The organism is Shewanella sp. 10N.286.51.B2 (assembly GCF_041469265.1).
Lineage (GTDB): Bacteria > Pseudomonadota > Gammaproteobacteria > Enterobacterales > Shewanellaceae > Shewanella.
Map to the genome: position 1 here is coordinate 10,752 of NZ_JBFRKH010000044.1, position 16,446 is coordinate 27,197.

Below are 16,446 nucleotides of genomic sequence, written 5' to 3' on the forward strand. Positions count from 1 at the left end.
ATGACCCCGTTAAAAAGACGCTATGTTTTTCCAGGCATCATCGCCGGTATTATCATCTTTATCGCTGCGATATCATTACGCTCGTCACCAGAGTTGCAACCCAACCATGATAAATCACGCCTGGTCGATGTTATTAGCCTGACAAAACAACCCGTACAACCTGTGATCAAAGCCTATGGTCGTGTGGCTCCAAAGCATATCTGGCAAGGCATTGCCGAAGTGGGCGGCAAAATTACTTATCGCCACCCTGAGCTTGAAACGGGCAGATTGATCAAGGCTGGCACCTTAGTGTTAACCATTGACCCTCTTGAATACCAACTAAAACTTGCTCAAGCTGAAGCTAACTATAATTCAGCTCAAGCGCAGTTAGTACAGCTAAATCAGCAAGAAATAAACTTACAATCAAGCATAGAAATTGAGCGCCAACGACTGACCTTAGTTGATCAAGAATATAAACGTAAACAATCGTTAAATAAGAAAAACTTGATCTCAAAATCAGAACTTGAAACCCAAAAACAAGCTTTACTGGCCCAGCGTAACTTAGTGCAAGACTTAACCAGCAGCTTAAGCTTGTTGCCTGATGATAAAAAAGTCACTGCGGCGCAAGTTAAGGTTAATCAAGCTTTACTGGAAGATGCCCAACGTCAACTCAATAATACTCGCTTTACTTTGCCTTTTGATGCACGCATTGCCGAGGTCAACATTGAGCAAGCTCAAGCCGTCACCAATGGCGCTGTGTTGTTCGAGGCCCATCAATTAGGTGCAGTTGAAATAAAGGCTGAATTGTCATTATTTGATGCCGAAACCTTAATTCATTCAATTAATGAACTGCCAAGAGATACCTCTGCATTACCTTCAATTGAAAAAGTTAATTTTGACACTCATATCACGGTCAATATGGGTAAAACCTTACACCAATGGCAAGCTAAATTGACTCGCGTTGCCGATACCATAAACCCAGATCAAGCGACGATAGGTTTTTATCTTGAAGTTGATCAAGATTTCAACCAAATGAATTTGTTAGCTAAACCGCCATTAACCAAGGGCATGTTTGTCACCTCCTATATTAAAGGTTATCCCTCAGAGCATTACGTTATCCCAGAAAAAGCCTTACATGGTGAGCAAGTTTATTTAATGGATCAAGACAACAAGCTGGTTATTAAACAGGTTGAAGTGCTATTTAGAACCGACAATGGCGTCGCCATTAAAGGCGATATTCACCAAAATGACCGTGTGGTTACCAATGACTTAATTCCTGCCATTAATGGCATGGGGCTTAAATTATCAACAGCGAACGAAACCACTACCCCAGTAACAAGTGATCTAGCGAATGACGAGGAGCAGGCACTGTGATTAATTTTTTCACTCGTCACCCCACCATTGCTAACTTAATGATGTTGGCATTTTTTGTCATGGGCTTAAGCAGTATTGGTAACATTAAACGTGAAACCTTTCCTGAATTTAGTCCGCCTTACATTATCGCCAGTGTGGTTTACCCCGGCGCATCTCCAGCAGAAGTGGAAGAAAGCCTGTGCCTGCGTATGGAAGATGCCATTGATGGCTTAAGTAATATCGAAGAAGTGAAATGTGACGCCCAAGAAGGGATTGCATCATTGACGGTAAAACTTAATGGCGAAGCCGACATTGGCCGCAGTTTGGTTGATATTCAAACCGAAATTAACGCCATTAAAGACTTTCCGGCGCAAATTGACCCACCAACGGTCAAAGAGCTTGATTGGGCTGAACCGGTTGTAGATATTGCCATCGCTGCAGATGCCAGCTTGCCACACCTTAAATCCTATGCTGAGGATTTAAAGCGACGGTTAAAAATCGAGGCGGGCGTGAGCTTAGTGAGCGTGTCTGGCTTTTCAGATCATCAAATACGAGTCGAGTTAAACGAAGCGGATATTCGTCGCTTAGGGCTAACAGTAGCCGAAATAGCTGATAAAGTGGGCAGGCAAAATGTCCAAATGCCCGCTGGCAGTATCGAGCTTTCTGATAAAAACCTGTTGATCCGTTTTGATGAACGACAAATCACCCCTGATAACCTCAGTAAAATCATCGTTTCCTCTAATACTGAAGGCGGCGTGGTTACCTTAGGCGACATTGCTACCATCACCGACTTATTTGAGCTTGAGGAAGAACATACCATCTTTAACGGCCAACCTGCGGCCATGCTTAAAGTGCAAAAAAACAAAGCCGATGATGCCTTAAGAATTAAGTCCAGAGTCACTGAGTTTATCGCACAAGAACGGCTTATAGCCCCCGATGGCGTGACCCTAACCTTAACCAACGATTTATCTTCACTACTGCAAGACCGATTATCAATGCTGCTGCGAAATGGTTGGCAAGGGATCATCTTAGTGTTCTTTTCGATGTGGTTATTTTTCTCGTTACGCTATTCGTTTTGGGTTTCAGCGGGCTTACCTGTAGCCTTTATGGGCGGCCTGTTCTTAATGAGCATGTTTGGCGTGTCAATCAACATTATGAGCCTAGTCGGCTTACTAATGGCCATTGGTATTATGATGGATGATGCCATTGTTATTGCCGAATCCGTTGCTGCCCATGTTGAAAAAGGCTTGCCCACCAATGAGGCGGTGATCCAAGGGGTAAATAAAGTCGCCCCAGGCGTATTTTCATCATTTTTAACCACAGTGTTTATTTTTGGCAGTTTATTGTGGTTAGACGGGCAAATGGGCGCGGTATTGTCGGTGGTGCCACTGGTATTAATCATGGTCTTAAGTGTGAGCTTAATTGAAGCATTCTTGATTTTACCGAATCACTTAAGTCACTCGCTAAAATCTAATAAACAGCAGAAACCACCGTTAAAGTTTAAACGGGTCTTTTTAGAAAAGTTTGAACACTTCAAAAACAACACCTTAGTTAATGCCGTTACCTTTGTGGTGAAATGGCGCTATGCCAGCCTTGGGCTTACACTTGGCGGTTTAATGCTGTCTTTTGCCTTAGTGGCAGGTGGCGCGGTAAAATTTGTCGGCTTTCCTGAACTCGATGGCGATATTGCTGAAGCAAGAATCATTTTGCCACCAGGTTCCACTTTAGAGCAAACCAAAACTGTCGTTAGTCACTTGGTTGCCGCAGCCAATACCGTTGGCGATAAATTAACGCAACTAAATGGCGAACAGTCGAATCTCATCCGCTACGTTACCGAGCAATATAATGTCAATGCGGATGCGGGCGAACAAGGCCCACATGTGGCAACGGTAAGATTAGATTTGTTATCAGCTGAAACCCGCGAAACCCTGATTGATAACTTCATTTCAGCATGGCGCAGCGCCAGTGGTGATATTGCAGAGCCCATATCCTTGGTATTTAAACAACCGAGTATGGGCCCTGCTGGCCGTGATGTTGAAGTCAGACTGCAGCATGATAATTTAGCCACGTTAAAACTGGCCTCCGTTGATTTGCAATCTTACTTAAGTCAGTTTTCTGGGGTTAATGGCATTTTAGATGACATGCGCCCAGGCAAAGAAGAAGTACTGGTAAAATTAAAAGATGGCGCTGAAAATTATGGTGTTGATGGTGAGATGGTAGCATCGCAACTGCGTGCGGCATACTTTGGCCAAACCGCAGATGATGTGCAATCAGGCCCTGAAAACATCGAAATACAAGTCAGGTTGAATAAACAGCAAGCAGGTAATCTGCAAGCGTTAGCTAACTTCCCAATCATGTTAAGTAACGGTAATCAGATACCATTAAGCGCAGTAGCAACATTAGACTTTGAACGATCTTATGTACGTATTCAGCGCATTGAAAGTCAGCGCACTGTAACCATTATGGCTGACATAGATAATGCCAAAGCCAATGGCAGCGAAATTGTCGCCAAAGTGCAAAATGAATACGCTAATGAATTACGCCAAAAGTATCCGGGACTAAAAGTTGATTATGAAGGCGCAGCCAAAGAAACCGCTAAGACTGGCGCTTCTTTCTTACAGGGTTTTATTATCGGTTTATTTGGATTATTTGCGATTTTAAGTTTTCAATTTAGAAGCTATTTAGAACCTTTTGTGGTGATGTTAGCCATTCCTTTAGCACTCATAGGTGTGTTTTGGGGCCATTTACTCACAGGCCATAATCTATCAATGCCATCAATTCTTGGCTTTGTATCTTTAGCGGGTATTGTGGTTAACGACTCCATCTTGTTGGTGCAATATATCCGCCATCACGTAGATATTGGCGATGATATTCAGCAAGCGGTAATTAAAGCGTCTCGAGACAGGTTCAGAGCAGTATTTCTCACCTCACTGACCACGGCTGCTGGACTATTGCCATTACTGTTAGAAACCTCGCTACAAGCGCAGGTTGTAAAACCCATTGTAATATCAATTGTGTTTGGAATATTTACCTCAACCTTGTTGGTACTGTTTATTATTCCCTGTGCGTATGCGGTGTTAGCAGATTTTAATTTAGTCCATAAACACGAGGATTTAGAGGCCTAGTGCTTACTAGGCTATAGCTCTCAGACAAAGTTACAAGCTAAAAATAATGGCTAATAAATAACCCGCAAGCTGTATTAATGGCTAGCGGGTTATTTTTACATGTGTAGATATATGAAAGAGCTAGAAGCTTTAGCTATAGGTTGGCGCTTTAGCCTAACGATCAATAAGCCCCAAACAATGATGTTAATCTGGCTTATTGATTTTATTTAATAATCTCATGAAAGTTTGTTGCTCTTCATAGGATAAGCCACTTAGGCATTTTTGATTAACCCACTCAGCTTCACCAATAAGATCTTGCTCTAAGGCCTTACCGGCATCAGTTAAAAAAATCTGAAAGGCGCGGCGGTTATCAGACTCTTGATGGCGAGTGATATAACCCTGTACTTGCAGTTGATCTAATAGCCTAGTCATAGTGTAATTAGCCACATCACACACTTTAGACAGTTCAGTTTGGCTAATGCCCTCTTCTTGCCACAGTGAAAACAGCACAGGCCAAAGCTTAACGTCAAGTTGGTAACGTTTTAAGCGTTCATCTAGCTCGTTTTGCAGCGTAAGATTAAGATGCGAGATTTGATAATATAGGCTTTCGTATCGTTTCATATAACCACTCCTACAGGCTCATCAATCCTTAGTTAAGCGCAAAAGTTAATCATCAACATAAAATACTTGGTGGCTGGTGCGTAAAAGAACTAACCAAGTTAATCAATGTTGCCCTAAAAATGTAATTGCTACTAATCATTGGTGCTATCACTAACGGATGTGACTAACATCAACAGGCTTAAGTACTGATATTATTTATCTTTATACTTATTAAGCTTGTTAACGTGAAGGTCAGTAAACCCTTGCGGAGCTGCTTTGTTATACAACAGCTTGCTACACAGGCCAATTAGCACCTCACCCTCTTTGTACGTATAAGACCGCTTTTTTAGTCAATCTATTACAAACTGATTTATATAACGGTAATAGCAAGCCCGCCCCAAACAAGCGATGGTGCCTCGCTCAATGGGCACTTCAATGGTGTTTTCTAATAGTTTCACAGCCTTAATATCAACAATCTGATGCTCAGTGCCAATGCTACTTATTAAGGTTAGTCCATTATTTGCTAGCGGCTCATAGTCAACGATAAAAATTGCATGGTTATCTACGCTGACTTTAACCTTTTCAACCGGGGTGATAAGAAAATATTCATTATCAATACAATGAAGCACACTGGCAAAAAGCTTAGCAAATTTTGTCGGTAAAGGACTGGCTAAATAGAACCAATCCCCATGATGGTCAATATAAAACAATGGCTCAGTGCTACATAAATCAACTTCTGCACCTAATTGACTGGCAATACTCAATGGTTCATCATTTTTATGTTTAGTCATTAGCAACGTGCTCATCGGCAGCAATCAGTAACTGAAGTAAGGCTTCTACTGGGTGTTTTGGCTTAAAGCCCGCAAAGCGTTTCACTTGGCTACGGCAAGAATAGCCCGATACCAATATTTGGCTTTTCTCAGCGATGCTGTCTAAGGTTGGCTGCCAAGACATAGCAAACAGCTTAGATGAGCGGCCCATATTATCCAGTTCATGGCCATAGGTGCCCGCCATACCGCAGCAACCCACGTTGATCATTTCAAACTCAGCGCCAAAATGATTAAATACCGCTTTCCATTCGTTGGCCGTAGCCGGTTTTGCGGTGGATTCAGTACAATGACTAAACCAACTAAATGACGCGCTGGTTTTGTCTAACGCTGGCATGAGTTGAATCGCATCGGTTAACCACTCATTAGCTAACAGTACTTCAAAATTGCCTCGCTGCGCCCCTAGCACCTCTTGATATTCATCTCGATAACAAAGCACTAATGCAGGGTCTAAGCCAACCATCGGCATATCAAGTTGATAAACTTGATTTAAAAAGTCTGCACTTGATTTGGCAGTCGCGGCAAATTTATCTAAAAAGCCTTTAATGTGTGATGGTTTACCATTGGGTTTAAACGGCAATAACACCGGCTTTAAACCTATTTTTTCTATTAATTGTATAAAACGATAAACCAGCTCAGCATCATAAAAACTGTTAAATGGATCTTGCACCACCAGTACATAATTGCCACGCTCTGATGTTGGAATACTTTGCAGCGCCTCTAAATCATAACCACGGCTTGGATGGCCATCCAGACGCTGTTTTAATGTGGGAACTGATAATGCAGGTGAATCTATATAACCAATAGATTTTTTGATAACCCACTGACTTAATTTATTTTGCGAGGCAAAATTGGTTACTTTTGGCATAGCAGCCATAAGCGGCAGCATGTCTTCAATACCTGCAACTAAATAGTCTTTTGCTGGGCGCATATATCGTTTGTAATAGATATTGAAAAATTGCGCGCGAAATTTAGGCACATCCACTTTAACAGGGCACTGCCCTGAACAGGCTTTACAGGCTAAACAGCCTTTTAACGAGTCCATGACTTCATGTGAATAATCATAATCTCGGCCAATGTGAAAGCTGTTTTGCGCTCGCTGCATAAAGCTTAAAGGTTTAGATTGAGCCAGTGCCTCTACATCAACGCCCTCTGCCTCCAGCAGCCTTAACCATTCCCGCATCAAGCCACTTCGGCCTTTAGGTGAATGGATCCGATCGCCGGTAACTTTAAATGACGGACACATGAACGAATAGCTACTGTAGTTAAAACATAAGCCATTACCATTACAATTCATTACATCAGGAAATGCATCACGGACTTGAATCGGAATTTGTCTATCAAAGGTGCCGCGCTTAACGCTATCAACATTAAACATCATTGGGCCACTGCCTTTAGGCGCGACTAGTTTGCCCGGATTTAATCGATTGTCAGGGTCAAATAAGCCTTTAACCTCTTCAAGTTCGCCATATAGTTCATCACCAAATACGGCTGGTCCATATTCACCACGCACCCCTTTACCATGTTCGCCCCACATCAAACCGCCATATTTAAGCGTGAGTTCAGCAACTTGATCGGATAACACTTTTAGCAGCTTTTCATCCGCTTCATCGCACATATCAAGCGCGGGACGCACATGCAGCACTCCTGCATCAACGTGACCAAACATGCCATATTGCAATTTATGGCCATCTAATAAGTCCCTAAACTCCATGATAAAGTCAGCTAAATTTTCTGGCGGTACGGCAGTATCTTCGGCAAATGGCAGTGGTTTTCTGCGGCCTTTAGTTGCGCCTAGCAAGCCTACGGCTTTTTTACGCATGGCGTAAATTTTATTAATACTGGGCTTATCTTCAGTAATTTGATAACCCACAACCCCAGCTTGTTCGCTAGCCAATTGTGCCGCCAGTGTTTTTTCAAGGGCAGCAATGCCTTGCCTAATATCAGCCTCATCCCCAGCGAATTCAACCATATTGAGGCCTTCAATGGTTTTATTGGGTACTGATTCAATGAGGTGAGACACTGAGTGCCAAATAATATCTTCACGGGCCAAATTCAGCACTTTTGAGTCTATGGTTTCGACCACGGTGGCATTGGCTTCAACCAATGATGGTGCATGACGCAATGCTGATTCAAACGAGTCATATTTAATATTTACCATCATCCGCGTATGTGGCAATGGGGTGATATTTAATTTGGCCTCTGTTAATACCGCCAGTGTACCTTCAGAGCCTGCAAGTATGCGTGATAAATCAAATTGGCTTAAATCATCATTCCATACATGTTTTAGATCGTATCCGGTTAAAAAACGATTTAATGGCGGAAACTGTTTTAGAATAAGCTCACGCTTGTCGCGGCAACGCTTGGCAATCGTGCTAATAATATTGGCAGCAAAGCTATTGGTGTTTACGGATTGGGACTCTGACTGATTTAACGCCTCATCTGCCGCTATTGGTGTGCTTGAAAGCACACTACCATCAACCAATACGCTGGTAAGGCCAAGGACATGATCAGATGTTTTACCGTAAACCAGTGAACCCGCACCCGATGCATCAGTGCTGACCATGCCGCCAACCGTTGCACGATTAGAGGTTGATAAATCTGGACTGAAAAAGAACCCATGTGGCCTAAGGGCATCATTAAGTGCATCTTTTACCACACCAGCTTGTACTCGTACCCAGCCTTCTTCTGCATTGACTTCCAGTACTTGATTCATGTGCCTTGAGACATCAAGTATTAAGCCATGGGTCAGTGATTGTCCGTTAGTGCCAGTACCGCCGCCACGGGCACTAAAAGTCACTTGTTTATATTGAGGGTCAGCAGCTAATGTCATCACCAGCTCAACATCCGCTTGGGATAAAGGGTAAATCACTGCTTGAGGTAAAAACTGGTAAACAGAATTGTCGGTCGCTTGAATTAAACGCGCACTATAACGTTTATCAATTTCGCCAGAAAACGAAGATGCTTCAAGCGCATCAAGAAAGCTTAAGTAAATTGGTTCTAACGTCTGTTGATGTGATAGCAGCGGTAACATAGTCAATTTCTGTTTATAGTAATTTAAAGCCATTATAAACAAAAAAAAAGCCGCTAAAAGCGGCTTTTGTTCATGTTGATAAATTAGTTAACTAAAAACTAACTTTTCAAGCATATTAAGCATGTTCTTCTGCTAAATATAACCAAGTGTCGATGACTGTATCAGGGTTAAGTGACACAGTATCAATACCTTGCTCTACTAGCCATTGTGCAAAATCTGCATGATCAGATGGGCCTTGGCCACAAATACCAACATAAGCACCTTTGGCTTTAGCCGCTTTAATCGCTAATGAAAGCAATGCTTTAACAGCATCATTTCGTTCATCGAATAAGTGACTGATAATGCCAGAATCGCGATCTAGACCCAAAGTTAATTGAGTTAAATCGTTAGAACCGATAGAGAAACCATCGAAATGCTCAAGGAATTGGTCAGCTAATAATGCATTAGACGGTAACTCACACATCATGATGACGCGTAAACCATCTTTACCACGCTCTAAACCTTGCTCTTTTAATAATTCGATAACTTGCGCGGCTTCATCAACGGTACGAACGAATGGGATCATAATCTCAACGTTCTTAAGGCCCATATCATTACGCACACGTTTAATTGCTTCACATTCTAGAGCAAAACAGTCACGGAACGATTCAGAGATATAACGACTAGCACCACGGAAGCCCAACATTGGGTTTTCTTCTTCAGGCTCGTAACGGTCACCACCAACAAGGTTAGCGTATTCGTTAGACTTAAAGTCTGACATACGTACGATAACTTTCTTAGGATAGAACGCACTACCGATGGTTGCGATACCTTCAACGAGACGAGCAATATAGTACTCAACTGGTGATTCGTAACCTGCAATCATTTCATTGATTTCTTGCTGCAGCTCAGCAGGTTGTGAATTAAATTCAAGCAGCGCTTTAGGGTGAATACCAATCATGCGATTGATAATAAACTCAAGACGCGCAAGTCCCACACCTTCATTAGGTAAACGGGCGAAATCAAATGCACGATCAGGGTTACCGACGTTCATCATGATTTTCATTGGTAGTTCAGGCAAGGTATCAACACGGTTAGTAATAACTTCAAACTCTTGCTTACCATCGTAGATGAAACCGGTATCGCCTTCAGAACAAGATACAGTCACTACTTGGCCATTTTTGATACTGTCAGTAACATCACCACAACCAACAACTGCAGGAACCCCAAGCTCACGCGCAATAATTGCTGCGTGACAAGTTCGGCCACCACGGTTAGTGACAATTGCGCTAGCGCGCTTCATGATAGGTTCCCAATCTGGATCAGTCATGTCAGTAACGAGTACATCACCTGGCTCGATTTGATCCATGTCTTCGATAGAGGCTAGCACTTTAGCTACACCAGTACCGATTTTATGACCAATCGCGCGTCCTTCTGAAACAACAGCACCTTTGGATTTTAAGTGGTAGCGTTCAATTAATTGCACGTCTTCACGGCTACGAACAGTTTCAGGACGAGCTTGAACGATATATAACTTACCGTCGTTGCCATCTTTTGCCCATTCGATATCCATTGCACGGCCATAATGTTGTTCAATGATCACCGCTTGCTTTGCAAGCTCCATCACTTCTTCATCATTAATAGAGAAAGTGCCGCGCTCAGCTGCTGCAACATCTTCGATTTTAACTTGCTTGCCGTGAGAAGCATCATCAGAGTAAACCATCTGAATCATCTTGCTACCGATATTACGGCGCACAACGGCTTTATGCCCTTGCGCTAAAATTGGTTTGTGAACATAGAATTCATCAGGGTTAACAGCGCCTTGTACTACCATTTCACCTAAACCAAATGATGAAGTGATAAAGACAACGTCGTTGTTACCTGATTCAGTGTCCATGGTAAACATCACACCAGAAGACGCTTTATCTGAACGTACCATGCGTTGTACGCCAGCAGATAATGCCACACCTTGATGCTCGTAACCTTGGTGAACACGATAGGAAATTGCGCGGTCGTTAAATAGCGATGCGTAAACATGCTTAATCGCAAGCAGTACAGCTTCAAAGCCTTTAACGTTTAGGAAAGTTTCTTGTTGACCCGCAAACGAAGCATCTGGCATATCTTCAGCTGTTGCTGATGAACGCACTGCAAATGAAGCTTCTTGAGTCTCGCTAGAAAGTTGCTCGTAAGCTTCACGAATCGCATCTTCTAGTTCTGGTTGAAATGGGGTGTCGATAACCCATTGTCTGATCTGCGCACCAACTTTTGCAAGTTCGTTTACATCATCAACATCAAGGGTTGCCAAGATGTCGAAAATTTTCTGGTTAACACCACTTTGCTCTAGAAACTCATTAAATGCATGAGATGTAGTCGCAAATCCGCCAGGTACTTGAACACCGGCATTAGCCAGGTTACTGATCATTTCACCAAGTGACGCGTTCTTGCCGCCAACCTTGTTTACATCACCCATGCCTAATTCTTGATACCAGAGTATGTATTGCTGCACAGTTATCTCTCCACAAGTTTATTTCAATGGCCCCTTCACACGAGGGCAGAGGCATTCTACACTCCCCCTCAACAACCGTAAATGTATAATTTTATTTGTAATTTTATTACTACAAGAGGCTGAAATGACACCAAAAGTATTCTATATCTCAGATGGGACCGCGATCACAGCAGAAGTATTTGGCCATGCTGTCCTATCCCAATTTCCAGTTGATTTTGAAGCACTTACAATTCCATTTGTTGACAGCATTGCTAAAGCTGAAAAGGTAAAACAACAAATCAATGATAGTTTTATTACAACAAGCTTAAGACCCGTTGTGTTCCATTCCATCGTAAATTCCGACATTCGCGATATTATTTTCTCCAGTGAAGGTTTAGATTATGATTTTTTGAACACCTTTGTTTCGCCATTAGAACAACAACTGGGTATAAAAGCTGCGCCGGTGATCAACCGAACTCACGGTAAAAGCACGACTAACGAATCTTATGATAATCGTATTGATGCGATTAATTTCACTTTAGATAATGATGACGGTCAAACCATGAAACATATGGATAAAGCTGACATTATTTTGCTAGGTGTTTCTCGTTGCGGTAAAACGCCATCGAGTTTGTATCTTTCTATGCAATTTGGCATTAAAGCAGCAAACTACCCTTTTGTTGAAGATGACATGGATAATCTCAAGTTACCTGAAGCGTTAAAACGTAATAAGTCCAAATTATTTGGCTTAACCATTGATCCCCAACGTTTACATGAAATTCGCCAAGGCCGCATGGAAAACAGCCGCTATTCATCACTAAGACAATGCCGGATTGAAGTGAAAGAAGTAGAAATGATGTATAAAAAAGAACGGATCCCGTTTGTTAATACCACATCTCATTCTGTAGAAGAGATTTCAGCTAAAATCCTCGATATTACCGGGCTGAAGCGTCACATGTTTTAATTTTAATGTCGCTGTGGTTATTTAACTGTTAAGCCGAAAATGTGAAATTCATAACATTTTCGGCTAACTTATGTGAATAAAATGATATCAGTTCAAAAACCTGCATGATTTGTCCGTGTCTAACGCCTGCTAATTAGTTATAATCTCGAGCAATATGATGTTAATTCATCGCAAACATGCTCGGTAAAGTGAATGACTATTAAAACAGACGAACTACGTACATCCCTTTTATGTAAGGTTATTTCTCCTGCGCAACTCGCATCTGAATACCCACTGACGCAAGATGCTGCCGATTATTTAGTTGAGCAACGTCATGAAGTTGAAGCCATTATTGCTGGCGAAGATCAACGTTTATTGGTCATCATTGGTCCTTGTTCAATACATGACACCGAAGCCGCTTTAGATTACGCCCAGCGGTTAGCCAAACTTCACCATGAGTTAAAAGACGACTTATGCATTGTGATGCGGGTTTATTTTGAAAAGCCGCGTACTATTGTTGGCTGGAAAGGATTAATCTCAGACCCTGATCTTGATGGTAGTTTTAGCCCAAACAAAGGCTTACGTATGGCGCGTCATTTACTTCAGCAAATCACTGAATTAAAACTGCCTATTGCCACTGAGTTTTTAGATATGGTCAATGGTCAATATATTGCCGATTTAATTACCTGGGGCGCTATTGGTGCCCGCACCACTGAAAGCCAAATTCACCGTGAGATGGCGTCGGCTTTATCTTGCCCTGTTGGCTTTAAAAACGGTACTGACGGCAACATTAATATTGCAGTCGATGCTGTTCGCGCCGCCCAAGTACCACATATATTCTATTCACCAGATAAAGATGGTGCTATGGCAGTTTATCGTACACACGGTAACCCGTATGGCCATATCATTTTACGTGGTGGTAAAACCCCGAACTATTCAGCCGAAGATGTTGAAATCGTCCGCGCCCAGCTCGAAACCGTTGGCGTAACCCAACGTATGGTGGTTGATTTTAGCCATGGTAATAGTGAGAAAAAACATAAAAACCAGCTAAAAGTTGCTGATAGCATCATGGCGCAAATGCGCGCTGGCAGCACTGCGGTTGCAGGGATTATGGCAGAAAGCTTTATGATTGAAGGCAACCAGAAAGTCGTTGAAGGCCAGCCATTAACATACGGTCAAAGTATCACTGATGCTTGCCTGCATTGGGAAGACTCAGAAAAATTATTACGTGATTTAGCCCAAGCCTCTAAAGAACGTAAAGCACTTTTAGCCAAATAACGGCTCAAGTATTAACTTATAAAAAAGCCAGTTAGGGTAACCTAACTGGCTTTTTTATCGCTTTAACTTGTACTGACGTTAACTCACTTTTTGTGCCGACGGCTCCACTGCTTGTAAACAAGGAACATTGGTATAAGCGGGATCGTCATCTAATGAGCTTAATGATAATTGCTGAAATTGTTCATGTACGCTCATAAAGCTCTCAACCAACCTTGGATCAAAATGTTTGCCCTTTCCTGCAACTATCACTCTTACCGCTTCATAATGACTAAAGGGCTTTTTGTAACACCGTGGTGAAGTCAGCGCATCGTACACATCCACTAGCGCGACTATTCTTGCAGACAATGGGATCTCGAGACCTTTTAGCCCTTTAGGGTAACCACTGCCATCCCACTTTTCATGATGCCCACCAGCAATATCACGGCCCATTTTTATAAAACTGCATTGAGGCGCAAATTCAATTAGAGAATCTAACACTTCTGCGCCAATCACTGGGTGAGCTTTAATATTTTCAAACTCTTCAGGGGTTAGTCGACCCGGTTTTAATAAAATAGCATCGGCAATCCCCACTTTACCAATATCATGTAATACAGCTGACAGAGTTATTTCTTCTACAAATGAGCCAGTTAACTCATTAGGCGCATCTTTGTCTAACCCTCTTTGGCTTGCCAATAACGCGGCATAGTGCTGCATACGTAATAAATGAGCGCCTGTTTCATTGTCGCGATATTCTGCCAATTTGGCTAAACCAATCACAGTTGCTCTTCTTGAAGTTAATGTTGACTGTAACGAACTGAATAATTTTTCTAATAAATAACTGATAGAAAGCGTAAGAATGGCATTAGCTGCCACAAAATTAATGCATACAACCGCCCAAATAATACTGTTGTAGCCTTCAATACTCGGCCAAGGCAACCAATTATAATGACCGCAAATACCAACAATAACTAACGACATGGCATTGAGTATTTGCGCCCAATAACTGGCATTAGGACCTAATAACACCCCTGTTAATGGAGGAAAAAGAAATAACCAGAAAAAACCGGCACCACTTGGGCCTATCGCCAGTAAGAAGCCTGTTCCAATCATATAGGCAAGTAAGCAACCAATGATGAATCGCAGTCTATTTGCTAAGTTGTTTTTATAAATAATCAGCAATAAGGTGGCATAAACCACTGTATTAAAGATCGCCATCGGCCATAAGCCTTGAACAATACACAAATAAACACTAGTAAAGTAAACGGGAATACAAAGGAAGGCTAACGTGGTAAATATCCGGTCAAATACCACTTTACGCCAAATGCATAATGATTCATTTGATGCGGTGAGCTCTCTTAACAAGCCTGCAAATGGTGACATACTTCATCCTTGAATCGTTCATTGGAACAACCAACCTTGCCTTTTTAAAACAAAAATATGATGCTTTAAGCTTTAAGTATTGTAGAGATAGCGGGAATAGCAACATAAATTGCCGATAAAAACCTGTTACCTATAAATAGATTTGCCGCCACAGCCTTAAACAATTATTGCCCCATGAGCTCAATGTTTTTGCCGCTAACAGCTTGCAAGTTTGACTCAGGTAAAAAAAACTGCCAGCTTAAAGGAAAATATCAAGCACAAAATATTGATTATTTAAAAGGATTTACATGAAATCATCATCATCTCTTAAAACCATAGCTGTACTTGTTAGTAGCTTACTTTTGCCTGTGACATCTTTGGCTGCTAACAGCGATTTTAATACTGCATTTAAAGATTATAATTTAGCATTAGAAAATAATGATGCGGTGTTAGAACTACAATATGCCCGGTTAGCGTTTGATTTAGGTAAGCTCAAATTTGGCGAGGATAATATTAATAGCGCTAATTTAGCCTTAAATTTAGCTACTGCGTTAACTAAAAACGCGCAAAAATCACAAGCAATGACTTTTTACCAATTGGCCTTAGATATTTATCGTACCAATGGTGACGCCATTGACGATATAGAATTAATTGATCCACTCACCTTACTGGCCGATGCCACTACAAATAACAAACAAGCAAGATCTTTACTCAATGAAGCAATAAATATTAGTGAAGACTCTGGCAATCCACTATTACATGCTAAAACCTTGATGCTGGCATTTAAACGCTTGGTGAATACTGAGTTTTATACTTCTAGAGTTAAGCAATTTCTAATTGATGCTGAAACGATATACGTGCAGCATTTACCGGCTAATTCTGCAGATAGAGTCGATGCTACCTATCTGCTCGGCTCAGTATTACTTTGGGAAAAACAATACTCTGAAGCTGAAACTAAACTTTTACAAGCCATTAAAGAGTACAGCGTGCTCGATTATGACCATCCCTTCGAGTTAAGTGCTCACGCTAAATTAGTTGAAATTTACAGCTTGCAAGATGAGCCAACCAAGGCTACCGAGCATTGCGTAGCCATTGGAAATATGACGCCATGGGAAGCTAATCAAGAGCAAACACCACTATTTAGATCTAACCCTAATTATCCCAGATCAAAGCTGATTCAACGAAAAGAAGGCTTAGTTCAATTGTCATTAACGATTGATAAAAATGGCTTTGTCACCAATCCTAAAGTGATAAAATCCAAGGGTGGGAAATCCTTTGAAATAGAAGCATTAAAAGCACTTGAGAAATGGCGTTATGCGCCAAAATTTGTTGATGGCAAACCCGTTGAAGCAGAAACCACCCTGCAACTAGATTTTTCCATCGGATAAATTATTGGACATTCTACTGTTCTTTAAAGTCAGCCATCGCTAGCCACTTGAGTTATTTATCTAGGCTAAGACAGTAATAATAGTCTCGTTAATTGCTGTCCTAGTCTAATGTTAAGTGACTAAAGTTAAGTGACTCAT

10 protein-coding genes are annotated in these 16,446 nt (G+C 41.7%); 5 read left to right on the forward strand and 5 right to left on the reverse strand.

The window, feature by feature from the left end:
* Both AB4140_RS12135 and AB4140_RS12140 read left to right on the forward strand, forming a co-directional pair.
* Positions 1 to 1,353: an efflux RND transporter periplasmic adaptor subunit gene (locus AB4140_RS12135; RefSeq protein WP_102476259.1), complete on the forward strand. Its 1,353-nt coding sequence runs from the start codon at positions 1 to 3 to the stop codon at positions 1,351 to 1,353.
* Positions 1,350 to 4,457 (forward strand): efflux RND transporter permease subunit, encoded by a 3,108-nt coding sequence (locus tag AB4140_RS12140; protein WP_372001084.1) that lies wholly within the window; start codon positions 1,350 to 1,352, stop codon positions 4,455 to 4,457. The genes AB4140_RS12135 and AB4140_RS12140 overlap by 4 nt, the downstream gene beginning before the upstream one ends.
* Positions 4,458 to 4,640: 183 nt before the next feature.
* On the opposite strand, the gene AB4140_RS12145 is transcribed toward AB4140_RS12140, so the two are convergent.
* From AB4140_RS12145 to ppsA, 4 genes are all read right to left on the reverse strand, one after another.
* Positions 4,641 to 5,057 (reverse strand): MarR family winged helix-turn-helix transcriptional regulator, encoded by a 417-nt coding sequence (locus tag AB4140_RS12145; RefSeq protein ID WP_102436521.1) that lies wholly within the window; start codon positions 5,055 to 5,057, stop codon positions 4,641 to 4,643.
* Between the two features lie 329 nt (positions 5,058 to 5,386).
* Positions 5,387 to 5,827 (reverse strand): DUF1285 domain-containing protein, encoded by a 441-nt coding sequence (locus tag AB4140_RS12150; RefSeq protein ID WP_372001086.1) that lies wholly within the window; start codon positions 5,825 to 5,827, stop codon positions 5,387 to 5,389.
* Positions 5,820 to 8,897: an FAD-binding and (Fe-S)-binding domain-containing protein gene (locus tag AB4140_RS12155; RefSeq protein WP_102436535.1), complete on the reverse strand. Its 3,078-nt coding sequence runs from the start codon at positions 8,895 to 8,897 to the stop codon at positions 5,820 to 5,822. Before AB4140_RS12155 ends, AB4140_RS12150 begins: the two co-directional genes overlap by 8 nt.
* Positions 8,898 to 9,012: 115 nt before the next feature.
* Positions 9,013 to 11,382, reverse strand: coding sequence for a phosphoenolpyruvate synthase (ppsA, locus tag AB4140_RS12160; protein ID WP_303445788.1), 2,370 nt, complete (start codon positions 11,380 to 11,382; stop codon positions 9,013 to 9,015).
* A gap of 124 nt (positions 11,383 to 11,506) precedes the next feature.
* Here ppsA and AB4140_RS12165 point away from each other — a divergent pair, with 124 nt between their 5' ends.
* Both AB4140_RS12165 and AB4140_RS12170 read left to right on the forward strand, forming a co-directional pair.
* Positions 11,507 to 12,325: a pyruvate, water dikinase regulatory protein gene (locus AB4140_RS12165; protein WP_102476252.1), complete on the forward strand. Its 819-nt coding sequence runs from the start codon at positions 11,507 to 11,509 to the stop codon at positions 12,323 to 12,325.
* A 192-nt stretch (positions 12,326 to 12,517) separates the two neighbouring features.
* Positions 12,518 to 13,582, forward strand: a complete 1,065-nt coding sequence (locus AB4140_RS12170) for a 3-deoxy-7-phosphoheptulonate synthase (protein ID WP_102436529.1) — start codon at positions 12,518 to 12,520, stop codon at positions 13,580 to 13,582.
* Positions 13,583 to 13,660: 78 nt separating this feature from the next.
* Here AB4140_RS12170 and AB4140_RS12175 read toward each other — a convergent pair whose 3' ends face one another.
* The gene (locus AB4140_RS12175) at positions 13,661 to 14,941 is read right to left on the reverse strand and encodes an HD-GYP domain-containing protein (protein ID WP_372001089.1); all 1,281 of its coding nucleotides are present in this window, start codon (positions 14,939 to 14,941) and stop codon (positions 13,661 to 13,663) included.
* Between the two features lie 287 nt (positions 14,942 to 15,228).
* Between AB4140_RS12175 and AB4140_RS12180 the strand changes: the two genes are divergently transcribed.
* Positions 15,229 to 16,308 carry a TonB family protein gene (locus tag AB4140_RS12180; RefSeq protein WP_303412540.1) on the forward strand — a complete coding sequence of 360 codons (1,080 nt, stop codon included), beginning with the start codon at positions 15,229 to 15,231 and terminating at the stop codon, positions 16,306 to 16,308.
* Positions 16,309 to 16,446: the final 138 nt, after the last annotated feature.

Bases quoted from the DNA above. Each gene is read 5' to 3' on its own strand.
- AB4140_RS12145 (WP_102436521.1), bottom strand. From the start codon at position 5,057: ATGAAACGATACGAAAGCCTATATTATCAAATCTCGCATCTTAATCTT.
- AB4140_RS12135 (WP_102476259.1), top strand. From the start codon at position 1: ATGACCCCGTTAAAAAGACGCTATGTTTTTCCAGGCATCATCGCCGGT.
- AB4140_RS12175 (WP_372001089.1), bottom strand. From the start codon at position 14,941: ATGTCACCATTTGCAGGCTTGTTAAGAGAGCTCACCGCATCAAATGAA.
- AB4140_RS12165 (WP_102476252.1), top strand. From the start codon at position 11,507: ATGACACCAAAAGTATTCTATATCTCAGATGGGACCGCGATCACAGCA.
- AB4140_RS12170 (WP_102436529.1), top strand. From the start codon at position 12,518: ATGACTATTAAAACAGACGAACTACGTACATCCCTTTTATGTAAGGTT.
- AB4140_RS12150 (WP_372001086.1), bottom strand. From the start codon at position 5,827: ATGACTAAACATAAAAATGATGAACCATTGAGTATTGCCAGTCAATTA.
- AB4140_RS12155 (WP_102436535.1), bottom strand. From the start codon at position 8,897: ATGTTACCGCTGCTATCACATCAACAGACGTTAGAACCAATTTACTTA.
- AB4140_RS12180 (WP_303412540.1), top strand. From the start codon at position 15,229: ATGAAATCATCATCATCTCTTAAAACCATAGCTGTACTTGTTAGTAGC.